Annotated in this window: 23 protein-coding genes; 15 read left to right on the top strand and 8 right to left on the bottom strand. The window is 73.2% G+C overall.

Annotated elements, in window-relative coordinates; all coding sequences use genetic code 11:
• The first annotated feature begins 119 nt into the window (after positions 1–119).
• Positions 120–1427, top strand: coding sequence for a DNA recombination protein RmuC (locus tag Q6348_RS06600; protein ID WP_304600503.1), 1308 nt, complete (start codon positions 120–122; stop codon positions 1425–1427).
• Positions 1428–1458: 31 nt separating this feature from the next.
• On the opposite strand, the gene Q6348_RS06595 is transcribed toward Q6348_RS06600, so the two are convergent.
• Entirely contained in the window at positions 1459–2451 is a 993-nt protein-coding gene (locus Q6348_RS06595; protein ID WP_304600502.1) for a 4-hydroxy-3-methylbut-2-enyl diphosphate reductase, read from the bottom strand.
• A gap of 107 nt (positions 2452–2558) precedes the next feature.
• Between Q6348_RS06595 and xseA the strand changes: the two genes are divergently transcribed.
• The 8 genes from xseA (at position 2559) to Q6348_RS06555 (ending at position 9923) form a co-directional block, all read left to right on the top strand.
• On the top strand, positions 2559–3767 hold the full coding sequence (gene xseA, locus Q6348_RS06590) for an exodeoxyribonuclease VII large subunit (RefSeq protein ID WP_304600501.1): 1209 nt from the start codon (positions 2559–2561) through the stop codon (positions 3765–3767).
• A gap of 35 nt (positions 3768–3802) precedes the next feature.
• Positions 3803–4042, top strand: coding sequence for an exodeoxyribonuclease VII small subunit (locus Q6348_RS06585; protein WP_304600500.1), 240 nt, complete (start codon positions 3803–3805; stop codon positions 4040–4042).
• Positions 4042–5052 (top strand): carbohydrate kinase family protein, encoded by a 1011-nt coding sequence (locus tag Q6348_RS06580; RefSeq protein ID WP_304600499.1) that lies wholly within the window; start codon positions 4042–4044, stop codon positions 5050–5052. The genes Q6348_RS06585 and Q6348_RS06580 overlap by 1 nt, the downstream gene beginning before the upstream one ends.
• A 167-nt stretch (positions 5053–5219) precedes the next feature.
• Entirely contained in the window at positions 5220–5642 is a 423-nt protein-coding gene (locus tag Q6348_RS06575; protein ID WP_304600498.1) for a DUF1761 domain-containing protein, read from the top strand.
• 77 nt (positions 5643–5719) lie between these two features.
• Positions 5720–6346: a carbonic anhydrase gene (locus Q6348_RS06570; protein ID WP_304600497.1), complete on the top strand. Its 627-nt coding sequence runs from the start codon at positions 5720–5722 to the stop codon at positions 6344–6346.
• Between the two features lie 98 nt (positions 6347–6444).
• Entirely contained in the window at positions 6445–7299 is an 855-nt protein-coding gene (locus Q6348_RS06565) for a class I SAM-dependent methyltransferase (protein WP_304600496.1), read from the top strand.
• Complete coding sequence (locus Q6348_RS06560) at positions 7296–8705, top strand: class II fumarate hydratase (protein ID WP_304600495.1); 1410 nt, start codon at positions 7296–7298, stop codon at positions 8703–8705. The genes Q6348_RS06565 and Q6348_RS06560 overlap by 4 nt, the downstream gene beginning before the upstream one ends.
• 3 nt (positions 8706–8708) lie before the next feature.
• Complete coding sequence (locus tag Q6348_RS06555; RefSeq protein ID WP_304600494.1) at positions 8709–9923, top strand: NYN domain-containing protein; 1215 nt, start codon at positions 8709–8711, stop codon at positions 9921–9923.
• Between the two features lie 45 nt (positions 9924–9968).
• On the opposite strand, the gene phoH2 is transcribed toward Q6348_RS06555, so the two are convergent.
• Positions 9969–11279: an RNA 5'-3' helicase PhoH2 gene (gene phoH2 / locus Q6348_RS06550; protein ID WP_304600493.1), complete on the bottom strand. Its 1311-nt coding sequence runs from the start codon at positions 11277–11279 to the stop codon at positions 9969–9971.
• A 385-nt stretch (positions 11280–11664) separates the two neighbouring features.
• Entirely contained in the window at positions 11665–12426 is a 762-nt protein-coding gene (locus tag Q6348_RS06545; RefSeq protein WP_304600492.1) for an isoprenyl transferase, read from the bottom strand.
• A gap of 137 nt (positions 12427–12563) precedes the next feature.
• Between Q6348_RS06545 and Q6348_RS06540 the strand changes: the two genes are divergently transcribed.
• Genes Q6348_RS06540 through trhA form a run of 4 tightly spaced genes read left to right on the top strand, consistent with a single transcriptional unit; the run spans position 12564 to position 17525 of the window.
• Complete coding sequence (locus Q6348_RS06540; protein WP_304600491.1) at positions 12564–15311, top strand: MGH1-like glycoside hydrolase domain-containing protein; 2748 nt, start codon at positions 12564–12566, stop codon at positions 15309–15311.
• Complete coding sequence (locus tag Q6348_RS06535) at positions 15260–15979, top strand: SDR family NAD(P)-dependent oxidoreductase (protein ID WP_304601932.1); 720 nt, start codon at positions 15260–15262, stop codon at positions 15977–15979. Before Q6348_RS06540 ends, Q6348_RS06535 begins: the two co-directional genes overlap by 52 nt.
• Entirely contained in the window at positions 15976–16827 is an 852-nt protein-coding gene (locus Q6348_RS06530) for an MIP/aquaporin family protein (protein ID WP_304600490.1), read from the top strand. The genes Q6348_RS06535 and Q6348_RS06530 overlap by 4 nt, the downstream gene beginning before the upstream one ends.
• Positions 16828–16856: 29 nt before the next feature.
• Entirely contained in the window at positions 16857–17525 is a 669-nt protein-coding gene (gene trhA / locus Q6348_RS06525) for a PAQR family membrane homeostasis protein TrhA (RefSeq protein ID WP_304600489.1), read from the top strand.
• A gap of 4 nt (positions 17526–17529) precedes the next feature.
• Here the strand turns inward: trhA and Q6348_RS06520 are convergent, their stop codons facing one another.
• The 3 genes from Q6348_RS06520 to mca are packed head-to-tail and all read right to left on the bottom strand — an operon-like array spanning position 17530 to position 19411.
• Positions 17530–18318, bottom strand: a complete 789-nt coding sequence (locus tag Q6348_RS06520) for a nitrilase-related carbon-nitrogen hydrolase (RefSeq protein ID WP_304600488.1) — start codon at positions 18316–18318, stop codon at positions 17530–17532.
• Positions 18318–18557, bottom strand: a complete 240-nt coding sequence (locus tag Q6348_RS06515) for a hypothetical protein (protein WP_304600487.1) — start codon at positions 18555–18557, stop codon at positions 18318–18320. Before Q6348_RS06515 ends, Q6348_RS06520 begins: the two co-directional genes overlap by 1 nt.
• Entirely contained in the window at positions 18554–19411 is an 858-nt protein-coding gene (mca, locus tag Q6348_RS06510; protein ID WP_304601931.1) for a mycothiol conjugate amidase Mca, read from the bottom strand. Before mca ends, Q6348_RS06515 begins: the two co-directional genes overlap by 4 nt.
• A gap of 140 nt (positions 19412–19551) precedes the next feature.
• On the opposite strand from mca, the gene Q6348_RS06505 reads away from it, so the two are divergent.
• Both Q6348_RS06505 and greA read left to right on the top strand, forming a co-directional pair.
• Complete coding sequence (locus Q6348_RS06505) at positions 19552–19959, top strand: DUF4307 domain-containing protein (RefSeq protein ID WP_304600486.1); 408 nt, start codon at positions 19552–19554, stop codon at positions 19957–19959.
• 133 nt (positions 19960–20092) lie between these two features.
• Positions 20093–20581, top strand: a complete 489-nt coding sequence (greA, locus tag Q6348_RS06500) for a transcription elongation factor GreA (RefSeq protein ID WP_304600485.1) — start codon at positions 20093–20095, stop codon at positions 20579–20581.
• Positions 20582–20603: 22 nt separating this feature from the next.
• Here the strand turns inward: greA and ilvA are convergent, their stop codons facing one another.
• Entirely contained in the window at positions 20604–21791 is a 1188-nt protein-coding gene (gene ilvA / locus Q6348_RS06495; RefSeq protein ID WP_304601930.1) for a threonine ammonia-lyase, read from the bottom strand.
• Between the two features lie 2 nt (positions 21792–21793).
• Positions 21794–22954 (bottom strand): AI-2E family transporter, encoded by a 1161-nt coding sequence (locus Q6348_RS06490; protein WP_304600484.1) that lies wholly within the window; start codon positions 22952–22954, stop codon positions 21794–21796.
• Positions 22955–22996 lie beyond the last annotated feature (42 nt).

Below are 22996 nucleotides of genomic sequence, written 5' to 3'. Positions count from 1 at the left end.
GCCGACACAGTAGAAGCCTCCCGGGCCCCGGACGTCGGCCTTCGGTCGCATGTCCGACCGCGGCCAGCCGCGCCGGGGTGCACCGCGGGGTGTCGGTGCCGGCTGGCACGGTGGGTGCCATGGACGTGCTGCAGATCCTCGGGTGGCTGGCGCTCGGCGCCCTCGTCGGCGTGCTGGCGGGCTGGGCGGTGGGCACCGGCCGGTCCGCCGGACGCGTCCGGGCGGCGGAGGTCGCTGCGGCCCGAGCCTGCGCGCGCGAGGAGGCGGCGCGCGCGGCGTGGGCGGCGCGCGAGCAGGAGCTGACCCGGGACCGGTCCGAGGACCGCGAGCGCCAGGCGGAGCAGTTCCGGGCGCTGGCCGCGGACGCGCTCAGTGCGAGCAGCGACCAGTTCCTCGCGCTGGCGCACCAGCGCCTGGCGGCCGCGCAACAGGTGCACGAGTCCGGCCTGCGCGAGCGCGAGGAGGCCGTGCGCGCGCTCGTCGAGCCACTGGCCACGACGTTGCAGGCGGTGCAGCGCGAGCTGGGCTCGGCCGAGATCGCGCGGGCGCAAGGGGCCGCTGCGCTGGCGGAGCAGGTCCGCGCGATGCGCGAGTCGTCGGAGGCGCTGCGCGGCGAGACGTCCCGGCTGGTCACGGCGCTGCGGTCGTCGCACGTGCGCGGCCGGTGGGGTGAGCTCCAGCTCCGACGACTCGTCGAGGTCGCCGGGATGCTGCCGTACGTGGACTTCGTCGAGCAGGACAGCGTTCGTACCGACGACGGTGTGCTCCGGCCCGACCTGGTGGTCCGCCTCGCGGGCGGCAAGCGCGTGGTGGTCGACGCCAAGGTCGCCTTCCTGGGCTTCCTCGAGGCGGCCGAGGCCACGGACGAGGCGACGCGGGCGGAGCGCATGTCCGCCCACGCCCGTCAGGTCCGCGCGCACGTCGATGCGCTCGCCGCCAAGCGCTACTGGGACGGGGTCGGCGCCGCACCCGAGTTCGTCGTCATGTTCGTGCCGGCCGAGTCGTTCTGGCAGGCCGCCGTGGAGCAGGACCCGGGACTGGTCGAGTACGCGTTCGACCGCAACGTCGTGGTGGCGACCCCGTCCACGCTCCTGGCCCTGCTGCGCACGGTCGGCTACGCGTGGCGCCAGGACGCACTGGCCGCTAACGCGCAGACCGTGCTCGACCTGGGCAAGGAGCTGCACGGGCGCATCGGCACGCTGGGCGGGCACGTGACACGGCTGGGTCGGGCGCTGGACGCCGCCGCCACGGCCTACAACCAGACCGTCGCGTCACTCGAGTCCCGAGTGCTGGTCAGCGCCCGACGGTTCTCGGCGCTCGGGGTGGTCGACGCCGGTCTCGACGCCCCGCCCTACCAGGAGACGAGGGTGGGGACGCTGAGCGCACCCGAGCTCCTGGCCGATGCGGACGAGGCCGCCGGGGCGTGAGCCGTCCGGGTAGGGGCGGTGGCTCGACGCCTCAGTGCGTCGACGCCGGGGAGCGGCGCCCGTGCGCGTCGTCCTTGCCCGCGGCCTTGAGGTCCGCCCGCAGCTCACGCGGCAGGGAGAACATCAGGTCCTCCGTCGCCGTCCGGACCTCCTGGACGTCGCCGAAGCCCAGCTCCGCCAACCGGGCGACCACGTCGCGCACCAGGATCTCCGGCACCGAAGCGCCCGAGGTGACCCCGACCGTCGCGGCGTCCGAGAGCCACTCCGGGTCGATCTCGGCCGCGGTGTCGATGCGGTAGGCGGACCGCGACCCCGCGTCCAGCGCGACCTCGACCAGCCGCACGGAGTTCGACGAGTTGGCCGAGCCCACGACCACCACCACGTCGCACTCCGGCGCCATCTTCTTGACGGCCACCTGGCGGTTCTGGGTCGCGTAGCAGATGTCGTCGCTGGGCGGATCCTGGAGGTTCGGGAACCTCTCGCGAAGCCTGCGGACCGTCTCCATCGTCTCGTCGACCGACAGGGTCGTCTGGCTCAGCCACACGACCTTGTCGGGGTCACGCACGACCACGGAGTCGACGGCGTCCGGGGAGTCGACGACCTGGATGTGCTCCGGGGCCTCGCCGGAGGTGCCCTCGACCTCCTCGTGCCCGGTGTGCCCGATCAGCAGGATGTCCACGTCGTCGTTCGCGAACCGGACCGCCTCCTTGTGCACCTTGGTGACCAGGGGGCAGGTCGCGTCGATGGTGCGAAGGTTGCGGGCGGCCGCAGCGCGGTGCACGGCCGGGGACACGCCGTGCGCCGAGAACACCACGCGAGCGCCCTCGGGCACCTCGTCGGTCTCCTCGACGAAGACGGCCCCGCGTTCGGCCAGGGTGGCCACGACATGCTTGTTGTGCACGATCTCCTTGCGGACGTACACGGGCGGGCCGTAGTGCTCCAGGGCCTTCTCGACCGCGATGACGGCCCGGTCCACCCCGGCGCAGTACCCGCGCGGGGCAGCGAGCAGTACACGTCTGGTCATGCCCCCAGTCTAGGTAAGCCCACCCTTCCCTGCCGTGATCAAGGAATCCATGCCCATCACCGGGCACGGATTCCTTGATCACGGCCACGGTGGGGGAGGCTTGACCCGTGACCGCACTTCCTGCCCGGGCCCTGGAGACCACCGCCGAGCAGCCGTGGCCGGTGCGCCACCTGTCCGCCAAGATCGCCGAGTACGTGCAGCGCATGCCGGGCGTGTGGGTGGAGGGCCAGCTGGTCCAGCTCAACCGACGGGCCGGGATGAGCTTCATGACGCTGCGGGACACCGAGGCGGACGTCTCACTGACGGTGGTCGCGCACACCCGCGTCCTCGGCGAGATCTCCGAGGGCTCCCACGTGGTCGTGCACGCGACCCCGACGTTCTGGTCCAAGCGCGGCACCCTGCAGCTCCAGGCCGACACCATCCGCGTCGTCGGCCTGGGCGAGCTGCTGGCCCGCATCGAGCACCTACGGGGCGTGCTGGCCGCCGAGGGCCTGTTCGACGTCGAGCGCAAGGTGGCGCTGCCCTTCCTGCCTCGCGTGGTCGGACTCGTCTGCGGCCGGGAGTCCAAGGCCGAGCACGACGTGGTGGTCAACGCCCGTGCCCGGTGGCCTGCGGTGGAGTTCGTGATCCGGGAGGTGGCCGTCCAGGGACCCCGCGCAGTCCCCGAGGTGAGTGCCGCGATCGCCGAGCTCGACGCGGACCCACAGGTCGAGGTGATCGTGGTGGCCCGCGGCGGCGGATCGGTCGAGGATCTCCTGCCGTTCTCGAACGAGGCGATGGTGCGGGCCGCCGCAGCCTGCCGGACGCCCCTGGTGAGCGCGATCGGGCACGAGACCGACGCCCCCTTGCTCGACCTGGTCGCCGACCACCGTGCCTCGACCCCCACCGATGCCGCCAAACGCATCGTGCCCGACGTGGCCGAAGAGCGCCGCGGCCTGGCCCAGGCACGCCAGCGGGCGGCCGCCGCCGTCGAGCGGATGCTGCGGCGCGAGGCCGAGCGGCTGGCGGCCCTGCGCTCCCGCCCGGCCCTGGCCGCCCCCACCACCCTGGTCGACCGGCATGCCCGCGACATCGCCCAGCACCGCGAGTCCCTGCGGCGCGGCCTCGACCGCGTGCTCGTCGACCGGTCCGCGGCGCTGGGCCGGCTGCACGCACAGCTCACGGCCCTCTCGCCGGCCGCGACCCTGGCCCGCGGGTACGCCGTGGTGCAGCGGGACGACGGTGCGGTCGTTCGCGGCCCCGCCGACGTCGCCCCCGGCGACCCTCTGCGACTGCGGCTCGCCGAGGGAGAGATCGGCGCCGTGGTACGTGGTTGAGGGCGTCGCGCCCCGAGGCACGGTTTACTGGCCCCGTGCCAGAACTTCCCGACGACGTCGCGGCGATGACCTACGAGCAGGCCAGGGACGAGCTCGTCCTGGTGGTGCAGCGCCTCGAGACCGGTGACCAGCCCCTGGAGACGTCCCTCGACCTGTGGGAGCGCGGGGAGGCGCTCGCGGCCCGCTGCCAGCAGTGGCTGGACGGGGCGCGGCAGCGGCTGGACGCGGCCCGCGCGCAGTCGGCAACCGCGAGCGACGAGCCCCAGGAGCAGTGATGCACGAGCCCGACAGCACCACCGGTGACCAGGCCGAGGCCGTCCTGGCGCCCGGCGTCCAGACCGAGCTCGCCTCCGACGTCGAGGCTGAGGAGCGCCGCGCCCTGGTGATCGGCGAGGCCCTCGTGGACGTGGTGAGCCGCGCCGACGGCACGCGCACCGAGCACCCGGGCGGCTCGCCGATGAACGTTGCGATCGGGCTGGCGCGTCTGCGTCGCGGGGTGGACCTGCTGACGTGGTTCGGCACCGACGCGCGCGGGGCGGAGATCGCCGCCCACCTCGCCGCCTCAGGGGTCGCAGTGGTGCCCGGCTCGGACGGCGCGGACCACACCTCGGTCGCCGAGGCGGTGCTCGACGCCACGGGCGCAGCGACGTACGTCTTCGACCTCGCCTGGCAGGTGCCCGAGCACTGGGCGTCACCGCCCGCCCCGCCCCTCGTCGTGCACACCGGGTCGATCGGCGCGGTGCTGGAGCCCGGCGCGACGGACGTGGCACGGATCCTCCAGGCGCACCGCGCGTCCGCGACCCTGACCTACGACCCCAACATCCGCCCGTCCCTGATGCCTCCGCCCGAGGAGACCGCAGCCCTGGTGGACCACCTGGTCACGCTGTCCGACGTGGTCAAGGTCAGCGACGAGGACCTCACCTGGCTCGACCCGGCAGCCGACCCGCTCGAGCACGCCCGCCGCTGGGCGTCGATGGGCCCGGCCGCCGTCGTCGTCACCCGTGGCGGGGCCGGCGCGGTGGCGGTGACCGCCACAGGTCTCGAGGTGCAGGTCCCGGCGCCGCCGGTGCAGGTCGCCGACACCGTGGGTGCCGGCGACTCGTTCATGGGCGGGTTGATCGACGGCCTCTGGTCGGCCGGCCTGCTCGGCGCGGAACGCCGCCCTGCGCTGCGCGACGCGGGTACCGAGGTGTGGCGGGCGGTGCTCGAACGCTGCGCCAGGATCGCGGCGATCACGGTGAGCCGGCCCGGCGCCAACCCCCCGACCGCGGCCGAGCTCGACTGACGACGTCCGCTCCCGGCTCGTCGCGCGTCGGCACGACCAGGCGCCGGGGCCGATCCGCACGTCGGCACGCCACCGCCGCGCACCCCTAGACTGCGGGCGATCCCGGCGCGGGGGCACGCCGGCTCACCGCTGGACCCGTTCGAGTGCCGCCGACCCAGGAGCCGATGATGACCGTGCCGACGATCAACTTCTGGGCGGTGCTGCTGGCCACCGCGTCGACCATGGTCGTGGGCTCGCTCTGGTACACCCCGCGGGTCTTCGGCGAGTACTGGATGACCCAGGCCAAGGTGGACCGGGACACGGCCGCCTCGCGCGGGGTGCTGCCGATCCTGGTCACCGTCGCCGTGAGCTTCGTGACCGCGATGGTCCTCGCCGGAGCGATCACCATCGCGTTCGAGTTCTACCAGGGCACGTTCCTGGTCGATGCCCTGGTCACGGGTGTCGTGCTGTGGGCAGGGTTCACCGCGGCGCGAATGATCACGCACGACGCCTTCGAGGCCCGACCGGCCGGGCTGACCACGGTCAACGTCGCGCACGAGCTGATCACCGTGCTGGTGATGTCGCTGGTGATCGGTCTGATCGGCATCTGAGCGGGCTCGTGGGACACCCGGAGGTGCAGCGGGGAGCCGACGCGCACGGCCACCGTCGGCCTGCAAGCATGGCGGCCATGACTCCAGGCGAGGCGTGGTCTGCGCTCCTCGACGGGAACGAGCGTTTCGTCGCCGATCGCATGCACCATCCGTCCCAGGACGCGACCAGGCGCGGGGAGATCGCCGAGGCGCAGCACCCGTTCGCGGTGGTGTTCGGCTGCAGCGACTCACGGGTTGCCGCCGAGATCGTCTTCGACCGGGGCCTGGGCAACCTGTTCGTGATCCGCACCGCCGGGCACGTCGTGGACACCACCGTGATCGGCTCGATCGAGTACGGCGTGGTGGTGGCCGGCGCGTCGCTCGTCGTGGTGCTGGGCCACGACTCGTGCGGCGCGGTCGCCGCCGCCGCGCACGCCCTGTCCACCGGAACCATGCCGACCGGGTTCGTGCGCGCCGTCGTGGACCGGGTGATACCGAGCATCGTCGAGCTGCCGAGCAGCGGGGACGACGAGTGCCGCGTCGTGGTCCCGTCGCCCGCCGCCCTCGGCCGCGGGCACATCACGCACACCGTCGACATGCTGATGGCGTACTCGACGGGTCTGGCCACCGCCGTGGCCGACGGCAGCTGCGCCGTCGTCGGCGCCGAGTACACCCTCGCCGAGGGGCGGGTGCGGCCGGTCACGGTTCGCGGGTCGATCGCCTGAGGTCCGGCGCGGCACGGGACACCCTGCCCTTTTCTTGACGCGATTCTTTTGGTATTGTTCGGTTGCATTTTGGGACATTCATTGATACTTGAATGGTCATGAGCACCGCGATGATGTCCTGCGCCGCGCGCGCGGCCCACGTGCTGGTCGACCGGCCCCCGTTCCTGCTGACCGACGAGCTCGCCGTGGCGCTGGCCGCCGACCACGAGGCCCTGAGCTTCCACCGCCGACTGCCTGCCGAGCCGATCCTCGCGGGTGCGCGCGCCTCCACCGTGCTGCGTAGCCGCTTCGCCGAGGACCGGCTCGCGGCGTCGAGCGCCGAGCAGTACGTGGTCCTCGGCGCCGGCCTGGACACCTCCGCCGAGCGCTCGGCCCGCCCCCTGACGGCGTTCGCCGTGGATCTCCCGGACGCCCTGGAGGATCGACGGGAGGCCTTCGCGCGCGCCGGGCTGACGCCGTCGGCGATTCCCGTGCCCTGGGACCTCGGGCAGCCCGGGCTGCTCGATCAACTCGCCCGTGCTGGTCTCGACCTGAGCCTTCCGGCCGTCGTGGCGTGGCTCGGCGTCACGATGTACCTCACGCCCGCCTCGGTCGATTCCGTGCTGGGCGGGCTCGGACGGCTGGCGCCCGGCAGCGAGCTCGTCATGGACCACCTGCTGCCACGCGGGGAACGGGACGCGGCCGGAGCCGGCTACGCGGCGGCGGTCGGCGCTGCTGCCGGTGCCGGCGGGGAGCCCTGGCGCTGGACGCCGGAGGCGGACGAGATCCTCGCGATGGTGCGAGCGAGGGGCTTCGAGGCCGAGTGGGTCCCGGACGCCGAGGCCGTGCCCGCGTCGGCCTGGGATCGCACGGACGCCCTGAGGCCGATGCGGCTCGTCGGCCTCGTCCACGCCCGGCTGGGCGCGAGCGCGGTGCGACGTGGGGTCGACGCCGATGCCAGGATGGCCCCATGACCGAAGCGACGAGGCCCGGATACCGGATCGAGCACGACACCATGGGGGACGTCGAGGTCCCCGTCGACGCGCTGTACCGCGCCCAGACCCTGCGGGCGGTGCAGAACTTCCCGATCTCCGGCACGCGCCTGGAACGCACCCACATCGAGGCCCTGGCCCGCGTGAAGAAGGCCGCGGCCCGCACCAACGCCGAGCTCGGTGTCCTGGAGCAGGACATGGCCGACGCCATCGTGGCCGCCGCCGACGAGGTCGCCTCGGGCGCGCACGACGAGCACTTCCCCGTCGACGTCTACCAGACCGGGTCGGGGACGTCGTCGAACATGAACATGAACGAGGTGCTCGCAACCCTGGCCACGCGCCGCCTGGGTCGCGACGTGCACCCCAACGACCACGTGAACGCCTCGCAGTCCTCGAACGACGTGTTCCCGACGTCGGTGCACGTGGCCGCGACCGCCGGGCTCACCCACGACCTCGCGCCCGCGCTCGAGCACCTCGCGTCCGCCCTCGGCCGCAAGGCCGAGGACTGGGCCCACGTGGTCAAGTCCGGCCGCACGCACCTCATGGACGCGACCCCGGTCACGCTGGGCCAGGAGGTCGGCGGCTACGCGGCGGCGGTCCGGGCAGGCGCGGAGCGGCTGGCCGCCGCACTCCCGCGCACCGCAGAGCTCCCGTTGGGCGGCACGGCCGTCGGCACCGGCATCAACACCCCGGCCGGCTTCCCGCAGCGGGTGATCGAGCTCCTGCGCGAGGACACCGGTCTGCCGCTGACCGAGGCCCGCAACCACTTCGAGGCCCAGGGAGCCCGCGACGGCCTGGTCGAGCTGTCCGGCGCGCTGCGGACGATCGCGGTGAGCCTGACCAAGATCTGCAACGACCTGCGCTGGATGGGCTCCGGGCCCAACACCGGCCTGGGCGAGATCGCGCTGCCGGACCTGCAGCCCGGCTCGTCGATCATGCCGGGCAAGGTCAACCCGGTGATCCCGGAGGCCGTCCTGATGGTCTGCGCCCGGGTGGTCGGCAACGACGCGACCGTGGCCTGGGCCGGGGCCAGCGGCGCCTTCGAGCTCAACGTGCAGATCCCGGTCATGGCCATGGGCGTGCTGGAGTCGATCCGTCTGCTGTCCAACGCGGCACGCCTGCTGGCCGACCGGACCGTGGACGGGATGACCGCCAACGAGGACCGAGCGCGGGCCTTCGCGGAGTCGTCGCCGTCCATCGTCACGCCCCTGAACCGCGTGATCGGCTACGAGGCGGCGGCGAAGGTCGCCAAGCACGCCGTCGCACGGAAGATGACCGTGCGCGAGGCGGTCCTCGACCTGGGCTTCGTCGACCGCGGGGAGATCAGCGAGGACCAGCTCGACGCCGCCCTGGACGTGCTGTCCATGACCCGTCCGCCGCGGGCCTGAGCCGTGGCCGAGGAGACCGAGACCCGGCGGGTCCGCTGCGCGCTGTTCGTCGACTTCGACAACGTCTACATCGGCCTGCAGCGGCTGGACCGCGAGGCTGCGGAGGCGTTCGCCGTCTCGCCCGCGCACTGGCTCTCCGCCCTGGAGGCCGGCAGCGACGCCGACGGAGAGTTCACCCGCCGGTTCCTGGTGCGCTCCTGCTATCTCAACCCGGCCGCGTTCTCGCAGTTCCGGCCGAACTTCACGCGGGCCGGCTTCAGCGTGGTGGACTGCCCGTCGCTGACCCAGCAGGGCAAGTCCAGCGCGGACATCAACCTGGTCCTCGACGCGGTGGACGCGCTCGCGGCGTCCACCCGGTACGACGAGTTCGTCATCGTGTCGGCCGACGCCGACTTCACGCCGCTGGCCCTGCGCTGTCGGGCGTCGGACCGCCGGGTGACCATCGTGACCGCCGGACCCGCGGCGAGCGCCTACCGCGCGGTGGCTGACGCCGTCATCACGGCCGACGAGCTGGTCGAGCTGGTCCGTGAGCCCGCGGTGCCCGAACCGGAGGAGGAGGCCGCCCCCAGGGCGAGCGGGCGCAAGGACGCCCCGAGCCCCGCCCGGCGCGCGGTGCTGCGCCAGGTCCGCACGGCGGACCGGCCCCTGACGGGCGGGGCCGTGGCCCAGGCCGCGCAGAAGGCCGACCCCGCCCTGTCGGGCTCGGACTGGGGTGGTGCGGGCGGGTTCTTCGACTGGCTGGCGGCGGTCGTGCCCGAGCTGGGGACGGCGACCAAGCCCTCCCCCGGCTGGGTGTGGGACCCCAAGCGGTTCAGCGAGGCGGACCTGCCGGGCGCCGACGGCGTCGATCTCCCTCCGCTGCAACGCCAGGTGGTCGAGGTCACCGACATCCCCAACCTGCCGACCGAGCGGTACGGCGTGCTGCTGCGCGAGCTCGCCAAGGACGTGCGCTCGCGCCCCTTCGAGCGGGCCGAGACCGCCCGTCGGGTGCGGGACGCCTGCCAGGCCGCCGGCGAGGCGATCGGGCGGGCCTCGGTCAACGCGGTGATCGCCGGGGTGCTGTACTCCGGCCTGGACCTGAGCACGAAGCCGACGGTCGCCCAGCTCGCCCAGACCTGGACCGACTACGTCGTCGGGCTGTGCCGTGGTGCCCGGATGGAGCTCTCGCCGCAGGACGAGTCGGCGATCCGGGCGTGGGTCGGGGGCGCACGGCGCTGACGCGCCCACCAGGCCGGCCACGTGGGCGCCGGCCTCGTGGGCGGCTCAGAGCTCCAGCCCCTCCAGCATGTCGGTGACCAGCGCGGCGATCGGCGACCGCTCGGACCGGGTCAGCGTGATGTGCGCGAACAGCGGGTGCCCCTTGAGAGCCTCGATCACCGCGGCGACGCCGTCGTGCCTGCCCACCCGGAGGTTGTCGCGCTGCGCGACGTCGTGGGTGAGCACCACGCGCGAGCTCTGCCCGATCCGCGACAGGACCGTGAGCAGCACGTTGCGCTCCAGGGACTGCGCCTCGTCGACGATGACGAAGGCGTCGTGCAGCGAGCGTCCGCGGATGTGCGTCAGCGGGAGCACCTCGAGCATGCCGCGGTCCAGGACCTCCTCGACGACCTCGCCGGAGACCACCGAGCCGAGGGTGTCGAAGACCGCCTGGCCCCACGGGTTCATCTTCTCGTTCTCCGTGCCGGGCAGGTAGCCGAGCTCCTGGCCCCCGACGGCGTACAGCGGCCGGAACACCACGACCTTGCGGTGCTGGCGGCGCTCGAGCACCGCCTCGAGCCCTGCGCACAGTGCCAGGGCCGACTTGCCGGTGCCGGCCCGACCGCCCAGCGAGACGATCCCGACCTCCTCGTCGAGGAGCAGGTCGAGCGCGATGCGCTGCTCAGCGCTGCGACCGTGCAGCCCGAACGCGTCGGCGTCCCCGCGGACCAGCCGCAGCTGCTTGTCCGGCGTGACCCGGGCCAGCGCCGAGCCGCGGGCCGAGTGGACCACCGCGCCGGTGTGGCACAGCAGGGGGCCCGGCTCCTGAGCGGTGAGGTCGACGTCGGCCAGCTCGAGACGCTCGGACTCGTAGAGGCGAGCCATCTGCTCCTCGATGATGGTGAGCTCGGTCATGCCGGTCCACCCCGAGTCCACGGCGAGCTCGTGGCGGTACTCCTCGGCCGTCAGGCCGACCGCGGAGGCCTTGACCCGCATCGGCAGGTCCTTGGACACCAGCGTGACGTCGTGGCCCTCGTCCGACAGGTTCTTGGCGACGGCCAGGATGCGGCTGTCGTTGTCACCCAGCCTGAAGCCGGCCGGGAGGACCGCCTGGTCGACGTGGTTGAGCTCGACCCGGAGCGTCCCTCCCGCGTCACCGACCGGGACCGCCTGGTCGAGCCGCCCGTGCAGGATGCGCAGGTCGTCCAGGGTGCGCAGCGCGCTGCGGGCGAAGTAGCCCAGCTCGGCGTGGTGGCGCTTGGCCTCGAGCTCGGTGATGACCACCACGGGCAGGACCACGGCGTGCTCGGCGAACCGCAGCATCGCGCGCGGGTCGGACAGCAGGACCGAGGTGTCCAGGACGTAGGTGCGGCTCACGAGGGCTCCCCTCCGGCGCGGGTGCGCCGAGTCGGGGGGTCACCGACGCGCACGCCGGCTCCCGCTGCGGTGGACCCGGTCGGCCGGCCTGGAGGCCGGGGACCGGCCTCCCCCAGTCAGAGCCATGAGCCGGCCTCCCGAGGGACGACGGACGCCGTCCTGAGTGCTTCGAGCCTAAGCACCCCGGCCCGACGCCCCGCGCCGACACGCCCTCCAGGCAAGGCGATCAAGGAAGTGATGCTCACCCCATGGCCGTGATCAAGGAACTCGTGCTCGTCCAGCGCGCCGTGACTTCCCTGATCGTCGCCCCTGGGTGGACAGGAGTTCCTTGATCACCACCCGGGGGCGGACAGGAGTTCCTTGATCACCCCTGGGTGGGGTGGGGTCAGCGGCCCAGGCGGCGCTCCCGGGCGGCGTAGGAGCGCAGGGCGCGGAGGAAGTCGACGTGGCGGAAGTCCGGCCAGTACGCCTCGCAGAAGTAGAACTCCGAGTGCACCGACTGCCACATCAGGAACCCGCTCAGCCGCTGCTCACCCGACGTGCGGATCACCAGGTCGGGGTCAGGCTGGCCCTTGGTGTACAGGTGGTCGGCGATGTGCTCGACGTCGAACGACTCGGCGAGGTCCTCGAGCGGAGTGCCGTTGCGGGCGTGCTCGCGCAGCAGGGATCGCACCGCGTCGGCGATCTCCCGGCGTCCGCCGTAGCCGACGGCCACGTTGACGTGCATCCCCCGCACGTCCGCCGTCGCCGCCTCGGCCTCCCGCAGCCTGGTCGCGACCTCCGACGGCAACAGCTCGAGCGCACCCATCACCTGCAAGTGCCAGCGCCTGGTCGCCGCCAGACCCGTCACGGCCTCGCCGATGATCTCGAGCAGGTCGCCCAGCTCCCGCTCGGCGCGGGACAGGTTGTCCGTGGACAGCATCCAGAGCGTGACGCGCTCGACGCCCACGTCCTCGCACCAGCCGAGCACCTCGGCGATCTTGTCCGCGCCGGCGCGGTGCCCGTCCGCGGCCTGGGCACCGAAGGTGCGCGCCCACCGCCGGTTGCCGTCCAGGATGACGCCGATGTGTCGCGGCCTGGCGTCCACGGGCAGGCTGCGGGCCAGCCTCCGCTCGTACAGACCGTAGAGCGGATTCGGCAGACGCATGGCGGCAAATCTACGCCGCCTCGCGCCCCGGTCCCCGCTGCGCCACCCGTCGATCATGCACACAGCACTTCCCCACTCTCACCGGGCACCCCCTGGAGGGCCGACCTATCGTGACGACGACGACCACGAGGAGTGCGATGAGCTCCACGACGCGCGAAGGCGACCGCCTCGCCCAGGAGGACCGCGGCTGGCGCCTCTGGGGCCCGTACCAGGCGGCGCGCCAGTGGGGCACGGTCCGTGAGGACTACTCCGCCGACGGCGATGCCTGGGCGTCCTTCCCCTTCGAGCAGGCGTCGGCGCGGGCGTACCGGTGGGGCGAGGACGGCATCGCCGGCCTGTGCGACTCGCATGGTTTCCTGCACCTGGCCGTCGCGTTGTGGAACGGCCACGACGAGCGGCTCAAGGAGCGCTTCTTCGGCCTGACCAACGCGCAGGGCAACCACGGCGAGGACGTCAAGGAGTACTGGTGGGCGCTGGACGCGACCCCGACGCACTCCTGGGGCAGCCTGCTCTACCGCTACCCGCAGGCCGCCTACCCGTACCGCGACCTGATCGAGCAGAACGCCCACCGCGGCCGCGACGTGCGTGAGTACGAGCTCGCCGACACCGGCGTCCTGGCCGAGGACCGCTTCTTCGACGTGACCGTCAGCCACGCCAAGGCCGACGTCGACGACGTGCTGGTCACGGTCGAGGCGACCAACCGCGGGCCCGATCCCGCGACGATCCACCTGGTCCCCCAGCTGTGGTTCCGCAACACCTGGGCCTGGGGCCGCGACGACCGCACGCCCGTCATCGAGGTCGGCGACCCGCCCGCGGACGCCCCCGCCGGCCGCGTCCTGCTGCGCGCCCACCACGACTTCCTCGGCTACTACGAGGTGCATGCCGACGACGCCCCCGAGGTCCTGGTGTGCGACAACGAGACCGACGTCGTCGGGCTGTGGGGCGCCGCGACGCCGATCACGCCATACCCCAAGAACGGCGTCGAGCGTGCCGTCGTGCACGGCGACCGCACCGCGACGCACCCCGACGGGCACGGCACCAAGGTCGGTCTGCGCTGGACCCGCGAGGTCGCGCCCGGCGCCACCACCACCGTCCGGCTCAGGCTCCGCGCCGCGCGCCACGGCGCCGCCGACCCGTTCGACGGCTTCGACGACGTGCTCGCCGCGCGCCGGGCCGAGGCCGACGAGTTCTACGCCGCCACCCTGCCGACGGCCGTCGACGACGCCGACCGTGCGGTGGCGCGGCGGACGTTCGCCGGCCTGCTGTGGGGCAAGCAGGTCTACCGCTACTCGGTGCGCGAGTGGCTCGAGGGCGACCCCGCCCAGCCCGCGCCTCCCCCGCGGCGCCGCGAGGGCCGCAACGCCGGGTGGACCCACCTCGAGCTGGCCGACGTCATCTCGATGCCCGACGACTGGGAGTACCCCTGGTTCGCCGCGTGGGACCTGGCCTTCCACGCGGTCACGCTCGCCCACGTCGACCCCGCGTTCGCCAAGGAGCAGCTGCTGCTGATGTGCCGGGAGTGGGTCCAGCACCCCGCGGGCCAGCTGCCCGCGTACGAGTGGGAGTTCTCCGACGTCAACCCGCCGGTGCACGCCTGGGCCGCCTGGCAGGTGTACCTCATCGACGGCGCTCGCGACCGGGTCTTCCTGGGCACGGTGCTCTCCAAGCTGCTCCTCAACGTGTCCTGGTGGCTCAACCGCAAGGACGTCGCCGGCAACGACCTGTACACCGGCGGGTTCCTCGGGATGGACAACATCTCGCTGTTCGACAGGTCCACGGACGTCCCCGCCGGGCACCGGCTCGAGCAGTCCGACGCGACGAGCTGGGTGGCCTTCGCGTTCCTGTCGATGCTGCGCATGGCGCAGGAGCTCGCCCGGCACGACCCGACGTGGGAGGAGCTCGCCACCACGTTCCTGGAGCGGTTCCTGGCGATCGCCGAGGCCACCGAGGCGTTCGGGTCCTCCGACGTGCGGCTGTGGGACGAGGCGGACGGCTTCTTCTACGACGTGCTCGTCGACGGCGCAGGCCACGCCGAGCCGGTGCGCGTGCGGTCGCTGGTCGGGCTCGTGCCGCTGCTGGCCGTCGCGCTCGAGCCGCACTGGGTCGCCACCGACCTGCCGGGGTACACCCTCCGGCGCGGGTGGATCGAGGAGCACCGCGCCGACCTGCTCGCCCACTGCCTGGTCACGCACCCGGACGCCACGAGCGCCGGCACTCTCGCGCTGGTCGATCCTGGCCGGTGGCAGCGCCTGCTGGCCCGACTGCTGGACCCGGGCGAGTTCTGGTCCGACCACGGCGTGCGGTCGCTGTCCGCGGCGTACGGGGTGAAGGGCGACCCGGACGGGCGTGCGATGGCGATCGAGTACGACCCGGGTGCCTCGCGGTCGGGGCTGTTCGGGGGGGAACTCGAACTGGCGCGGGCCGGTGTGGCTGCCGGTCAACGCGCTGCTCGTCGACGCGCTGCACACCTACGCCGACGGCGCGGGCCGCGACCTGCGCGTCGAGCTCCCGGCCGGCAGCGGCCGCGCAGTGGACCTGCACGCCGTGGCGGGCGAGCTCACCGACCGCCTGCTCGCCCTGTTCCACCCCGGTCCGGACGGCCGACGGCCGAGCGACCCGGTCGATCACCCGGGAGGGCCGCTGTGGTCGCACCCGACTTTCAGCGAGTACTTCCACGGCGACACCGGCGCCGGGCTCGGAGCCAGCCACCAGACCGGCTGGACCGCGCTGGTCGCGCACCTGATGTTCGAGAAGGGACGCACACATGGCAGCCACGGGGACTGAGGGCCCGCTCGCGGGCCGGACCGTCGTCGTCACGGGCGGCGCGACGGGCATCGGAGCGGCGGTCGTCGCGGCGGTGGCCGAGGCAGGCGCCTCCGTGGTGATCGACCACGTGGGCGCGTCGACGGCGGCGGACGCCGCGGTGGCGAGCCTCATGTCGGCCGGTCACCGGGCGATCGCGGTCGAGGCGGACGTCTCCCGCCCGGAGGACCTCACCCGGCTCGTCGCCGCGGCCGTCGAGGAGTTCGGCCGGCTCGACGTCATGGTGAACAACGCCGGGATCGAGACCCGCCACGCCCTGCTCGACACCACCGAGCAGGACTACGACGCGGTGCTCGGGGTCAACCTCAAGGGCGCGTTCTTCGGCACTCAGGCCGCCGCCCACCAGTTCATCGCCCAGGGCGGTGGCGGGGTGGTGATCAACATCTCGTCGGTGCACGAAGACTGGCCGATGCCCGGCAACACCGCCTACTGCGTCTCCAAGGGCGGCATGCGCATGCTCACCCGCACGGCCGGTGTCGAGCTGGGCCCGCACGGCATCCGGGTGGTCGGCGTGGCGCCCGGGGCGGTGGACACCCCGATCAACGCCTCGACAGAGTCCGACCCCGTCAAGATGCGCGCACTGGACGCGGCGATCCCGCTCGGCCGGGTGGCCGAGCCCGCCGCGATCGGCTCGGTGGTCGCGTTCCTCGCGTCCGACGCCGCACGCTACGTCACCGCGACGACGGTGGTGGCCGACGGGGGCCTCATGCAGTCCAGCCTGGGACTGTGACGCAGCACCGCACCCGGTCGACCCTGGGCACCCTCGGAGCCGAGGCCGTGGCGACCGCGCTGCTCATGATCGGTGGCCTGACGGCGGTCATCCTGGTGGTCTCACCCACCGGCCCGCTGGCCGGGCTCGACGTGGCCGGATGGGCGCGGCGCTTCGTCGCCGGCGGCCTGTTCGGCCTGTCGGGTACGGCCGCGAGCCTGTCCCGCTGGGGCCGGCGCTCGGGTGCGCACCTCAACCCGGCGGTCACCCTGGCGTTCCGCGTCGAGGGCACCATCTCGACCGCACTGGCCACGGGATACGTGCTCGCCCAGACCACGGGGGCGATCGCCGGCGCGGCGGTGGTCCGGCTGTGGGGCCCGTGGGGACGCGGCGTGCGGTGGGGTGCCACGGTCCCCGAGGTGGGGTTGGCAGCCTGGCAGGCGGCCGGGCTCGAGGCGCTCGTGACGTTCGCACTCGTGGCGCTCGTGCTCGCGATGGCGGCACGACCCACGATCCGACACCTGACGCCGTGGGTGATGGGCCCGCTGTACGCCGTGCTGGTGGCGATCGAGGCGCCGCTGACCGGCACGAGCTCGAACCCGGCCCGCAGCCTCGGCCCCGCCGTCGTGACCTGGACGTGGCGCGAGGGCTGGGTCTACTGGGTGGGCCCGGCCGTCGGAGCCCTGGTCGCGGTGGCCGTCCTGCACCTGGTCACCCGGCACCGGGTCGGGCAGGCCCGGCTGGTGTACGACCGCCTCCTCGTGGATGCCGAGCACCTGGCCGCAGACCTGCTGGCCGACCTGCGTCCGCATGTGTCGCGGCACCGAACCTACGGTACCGTAGGGTCAAACCTACGGAACCGTAGGTGACGGTTGCCACGCCACGTCCGGGAGGTCACATGACGGAGCTCGTCGCCGCGGTCAAGCCCCGGCTCCGAGGCTGGATCCACGCGGGGATGGCCCCCGTCGTCCTGGTCGGCGCAATCGTGCTGGTCGCCCTCGCGCCGACGACGGCCGGCAAGGTCTCGACGGCGGTCTTCGGCGTCACCGCGATCATGCTGTTCGGCACGAGCGCGATCTACCACCGGTTCACCTGGTCGCCCCGCTGGGCCGCCGCGCTGCGCCGCATGGACCACACCAACATCTTCCTGATCATCGCCGGCACCTACACCCCGCTCGCGGTCCTGCTGCTGCCCGCGGCGACGGCGCGCACCCTGCTCGTCGTGGTCTGGGCAGGCGCGCTCGCCGGGCTGCTGGCCCGGGTGTTCTGGCTCGGCGCCCCCCGCTGGCTGTACGTGCCCATCTACGTCGCACTGGGCTGGGTGGCGGTGTGGTTCCTCGGCGACTTCTGGCACACGGCCGCCACGCCGTACGGGCCGACGATCGTCTGGCTCGTGGGTGCCGGGGGCCTGGCGTACACGCTGGGCGCCGTGGTCTACGGGACCAAGCGGCCCAACCCCAGCCCCCGGTGGTTCGGCTTCCACGAGATCTTCCACTCGCTGACCGTGGTGGGCTACGTCACGCACTACATCGCGGTGAGCATCGCGGCCTACACCCAGGTGGCCTGAGGACTCACCATGGAACGACGCGATAGCGCCGGTTCTCCAGGGACGGGTTGATCCGCCGGGCCTCGGTGACGACAGCCCGGTCCAGCTCGGCGTCCAGGACGCCGCGGGCGCTGCGTGCCACCACCACCCCGGCCGGATCCACGACGACGAGGTCGCCCGTCACACCGGGCCCGCGCATCGCCACCCCGAGCACGTACGCGACGTTCTCGATGGCACGGGCCCGCAGGAGCGTGAGCCACTGGTCGGCCTTGCCCGGGCCGCTCGCCCAGGCGGCCGGCACCGCCAGCACGTCGGCTCCGGCGTCCACCACCCGCCGGGCCGACTCGGGGAACCGCAGGTCGTAGCAGGTCAGGACGCCGACGCCGAGGCCGTCGACGTCGACCACGAGCGGTGCGGCATCGGCCGGTCCAGGAACCAGCCGGTCGGACTCCCGCCGGCCGAACGCGTCGTACAGGTGCACCTTGGCGTAGCTGCCGACGACCGTGCCGTCGCGCACGGCGACGACGGTGTTCACGCCGCGGCCGTCGCCGCCGGGCTCTGCGCCGCCGGGCAGGACCGTGCCGGCCAGCACGGTCATGCCCGCGCCGGCCTCCGCGAGCGCAGCGGTGAAGGGACCGTCCAGCGGCTCGGCGAGGTCGCGCCCCACACCGCGGGGGTCGAACGCCGCCGCGTACTCCGGGAGCACCACCAGCCGGGCGCCCGCGCCACGCGCCTCGGCCAGTGCCGCGCGCACGACCTCCCGGTTGGCCGCGGCGTCCCGGACCGCGGCCAGCCCCACGAGCCGGGCGCGCATCAGGGGCTGCGGGGGCCGCTCGGGTCCGCGGTCGGAGGCGGCGTCTCCGCCTCCCGGCCCGCCTCCGCGTTGTGCTTGAGCCGCCGCAGCTTGCGCGTCATGGACACCAGCAGTGCGATCAGCACCACGACCACCGCGAACGTGACGAGGAACCCGAGCAGGCCCGGGCTCACGTCGTAGGCGTCGAGCTGGCCCCCGGGCGTCGGTGCGGGCGTCGCGAGCCACACGTGCGGGCTCACCGGTCGTCCTCGGCGTGCACGCCCGCGAACAGGTCGTCCTCGGGCAGGGAGACGGGGACCTTCGCGTCCGCGAGCTCGAACTCCTCGACGGGCCAGATCCTCGGCTCCAGGTCCCGCGGGACCGCGAAGAAGAAGCCGTTCGGATCCACCTGGGTGGCGTGCGCGCGCAACGCCGCGTCGCGGGCCGGGAACCACTCGGCGCACGGCACACGGGTGGTCACGGGGCGCTCCGGCACCTCGCGGACCTCGCGGCTCTCGATCCAGTCCCCGAACGGCGAGTCGACCCCCGCAGCGAGCAACGCCTCGTGCACGGTCCGCATCCGGCGCAGGGAGAAGTCGTGGTTGTAGTACAGCTTCAGCGGGGTCCACGGGACGCCGTGCCCGCGGTAGCGCTCCCGGTCGCCCGCCGCGTGGTACGCCTCGTAGGCCACCCGGTGGGTCATGATGTGGTCCGGGTGCGGGTAGCCGCCCGTGGGGTCGTAGGTGGTCATGACGTGCGGCCGGAAGCTGCGGACGAGCTCGACCAGCGGCGCCGCCGCGTCCTCGAGCGGGGTCAGCGCGAAGCACCCGTCGGGCAACGGCGGCGGAGGATCACCCTCGGGCAGACCGGAGTCGGTGAAACCCAGCCAGTGCTGCCGCACGCCGAGCGCCCGAGCGGCCTCGGCCATCTCGGCCCGGCGGACCTCGACCATCTCCTCCGGCGGCACGTCGCGCGGATAGCTCTGGTTGAGCACGCTGCCCTGCTCGCCGCCGGTGCAGGTCACCACCAGGACGTCGACGCCCTCGGCGGCGTACCGCGCCGCGGTCGCCGCCCCCTTGCTGGACTCGTCGTCGGGGTGGGCGTGCACCGCCATGAGGCGAAGACCCGTCCGGTCGGTCACGATCCTCCCTCCGGCGCCCCACCACCGAGGCGCACCGGCCACAATGGTCTCCCATCGGCCCACCAGTGCGCGACCAGACGTCGCGGCACGCCGACCGACGAGGAGAGCCGAGGATGAGCGCACCTGCCCCGCCCGAGGGGCGCTACGGACCTGCACCCAGCGCGCGCCGGCGCCGCTGGAGTGCGCTGGCCATCGCAGGACTCGCGGTGGTCGGTGTCGCGTTCGTCGTGTGGCTGGGGCTCATCAACGCCAACCCGGCGGTGTCCTGGAAGGACGTCGGCTTCTCGGTGGACGGCAACAGCAGCGTCTCGGTGACCTTCGACGTGATGCGCGCCGACCCTTCGGTCCCGGCGCAGTGCCGCGTCCAGGCGCTCAACGCACACTTCGCCCAGGTGGGGGTCGTCACCGTGGACATCCCACCCGGGGAACGAGGCGCGCAGCGTCACCACGTCGAGGTGGCTACCTCCGAGGAGGCGACGACGGGCGTCGTCGACCGCTGCTGGGTGACGTCCGAGGGCTGAGCACGGGCCCTGGGTCTGCCCGGTTGCTATCCTGTTTCTTCCCGCGCCGTCGAGCCCAGCCCTCCCGCGCTCGCCCGCAGGACCGCCCGGCGCGGCCCCGACGTCAACCCGAAGCACCCCCACGGAGGATCTTGTGTCCGAGTCGACCTCGACCACCTGGCTGACCCAGGAGGCCTACGACCGCCTGTCCACTGAGCTCGACGAGCTGTCGACGACGGGCCGCAGCGACATCGCCAAGAAGATCGAGGCCGCGCGGTCCGAGGGTGACCTCAAGGAGAACGGCGGCTACCACGCCGCTCGTGAGGAGCAGGGCAAGATCGAGGCGCGGATCCGCCAGCTCACCGACCTCCTGCGGCACGCCACCGTCGGCGAGTCGCCCACGGACAGTGGCGTCGCCGCCCCGGGCATGGTCATCACCGCGGAGGTCGCCGGTGACGAGATGACCTTCCTGCTCGGCTCACGCGAGGCCGCCGACGGCACCGACCTGGACGTGTACTCCGAGAAGTCCCCGTTGGGCGCCGCGATCGTCGGGCGCTCCGTCGGCGAGACCACGTCCTACACCACGCCCACGGGCGCGAGCATCGAGGTCGTCCTCAAGGACGCCAAGCCGTTCCTGCCCTGACCCTGCCCGCCGGCCGGGCCGGTCACACGAGCAGGTAGCCGCGCTCGCGCAGCGCCGCCCGGAGCTGGTCCGCGTGCTCGGGGCCGCGGGTCTCGAGCTGCACCGCGATCTCCACGTCGTCCACGGCGAGGTCGGGCGCCGTGCGGTCGTGCTCGACGTGCACGACGTTGCCGCCGAGCGCCGCGATGTCGGTGAGCAGCCCCGCGAGGTGGCCCGGTGTGTCGTCGACACGAACCCGCAGCAGCAGGTAGCGACCCGCGGCCGACAGGCCATGGCGCAGCACGCGCAGCAGCAGCAGCGGGTCGATGTTGCCGCCGGAGAGCACGACAGCGGTGGGGCCCTCCACCTCGAGGCCGGCCATCAGCGCGGCGACTCCGGCGGCTCCCGACGGCTCGACCAACAGCTTGGCGCGCTCGGCCACCAGCAGGAGCGCCGTGGACAGCTCCTCCTCGCTCACCGTCACCACCTCGACGCCCAGCTCGGTGAGCAGGCCGAAGGGGACGTCCCCGGGCCGGGCGATCGCGATGCCGTCGGCCATGGTCCGCATCGCGGTCGCCGCGATGGGGTGCCCCGCCGCGAGCGATGCGGGGTAGGCGGCGGCACCTGCCGCCTGCACCCCCACGACCCGTACCCCGGACCCCGCGAGCGCCACCGCGATGCCCGCGGCCAGTCCACCGCCACCCACCGGCACCACGACGGTCCGTACGCCGGGCACCTGTTCGGCGATCTCCAGGCCCACCGTGCCCTGCCCACGCACGATGTCCGGGTGGTCGAAGGGGTGGATCAGGACGGCACCGGTCCGGTCGGCGTGCTCCCTGGCCACCACGAGCGCCTCGTCCACGGTGCTGCCCGCGTGGTGCACCTGGGCGCCGTACTGCATGGTCGCCGCGATCTTGGGCAGCGCGGCCCCCTCGGGCATGAAGACGGTCGAGCGCAGGCCGAGCATCTGCGCGGCCAGTGCGACCCCCTGGGCGTGGTTGCCCGCGCTCGCCGCGACCACGCCGCGGGCCTTCTCGGCGTCGCTGAGCCGTGAGATGCGGGTGTAGGCGCCGCGGATCTTGAACGAGCCCGCGCGCTGGAGGTTCTCGCACTTGAGGACGGCTCGCGTGCCGGCGATCTGCGAGACCGCGCGGCTCTCCTCGACCGGGGTGCGCAGGCACACGCCGTCCAGCAGCTGCTGGGCCGCGAGCACCTCCTCGCGCGTGACCATGCTCATCCCTGCTCCTCGGCCTCAGCGACCTGGTCCATGCTCCCGGTGGCGTTCAGAGAGTCCAGTCTCAGGCGCAACCCCTCGGCGTCGCTGCCGAGCTGCGGGAACTTGTCGTGCCCCTTGAGGTAGAGCACCACGGTGTTCAGCGTGGCCACGAACGGCACCGCGAGCAACGCCCCGACGACACCCGAGGCGAGCGACCCTGCGGTCACGGAGAGCAGCACGGCGACGGGGTGCACCGACACCGCGTGGCCCAGCAGCAGCGGCTGCAGCACGTGCCCCTCGATCTGCTGCACGAGCAGGACCACGCCGAGCATGATCAGCGCCTGGACGGGGCCCTTGTCGACGAGCGCGACCAGCACCGCGATCGCCCCCGTGGCGATCGCGCCCACGAACGGCACGAAGCTCGCCAGGAACACGAGGACGGCCAGCGGCACGACCAGGGGCAGGCCGAGGAACAGCGCGCCCAGGCCGATCCCGATCGCGTCGATCAGCGCCACGAGGATCTGGGTCCGGGTGAAGGCGCCCAGGGTGATCACGCCGCGACGGCCGGCCTCGTGCACCCGTTCCCGCGCAGCGGGCGGCACCAGACGCACCAGCCAGGTCCAGATGAGCGGGCCGTCCTTGAGGAAGAAGAGCGTGCAGAACAGCGTGATGAGCGCCCCGGCGCCCACGTGCGCAGCGGTCACGGTCGCGGACAGCGCACCGGAGACCAGCGAGCCGGAGTTGGACCGTAGCTGGTCGCCGATCTGGGTCACGTAGTGCTGCACGGTCTGCTGGTCGAGCCCCAGCGGCCCGCTGGACAGCGAGGTGATCAGCTCGTCGAAGCCCTGCGAGGCCTGGTTCCACAGATCGCTCACGCCGGTGGCGATCTGCCGGCCGGCCAGCGTGAGGAGTCCGGCCACGACGGCGATCAGCCCGAGCACCGCGACCGCAGCGGCCGCACCGCGCCACATCCGTGCGTGCTCGACGAGCCAGGTCACCAGCGGCTGGAGCAGCACGGTGAGCAGCAGCGCGATCACCACCGGCACCCAGATGACCTTGCCGACGCCCATCAGGGCCACGAGGGCCACGACGAGCAGGGCGATCAGCAGCACCCGCCACGCCCACGCGGCTGCGAGGCGGATGCTGTCGGGGACGCCTTGCGCTGTGCTCTCGCTCACGGAGCCCAGGCTAGGGGCCACGAGCGCCACACACCTGGTGGC

This window comes from Actinotalea lenta (genome assembly GCF_030586465.1).
GTDB lineage: Bacteria > Actinomycetota > Actinomycetes > Actinomycetales > Cellulomonadaceae > Actinotalea > Actinotalea lenta.
This window is presented reverse-complemented; position numbering and strand designations above follow the sequence as displayed.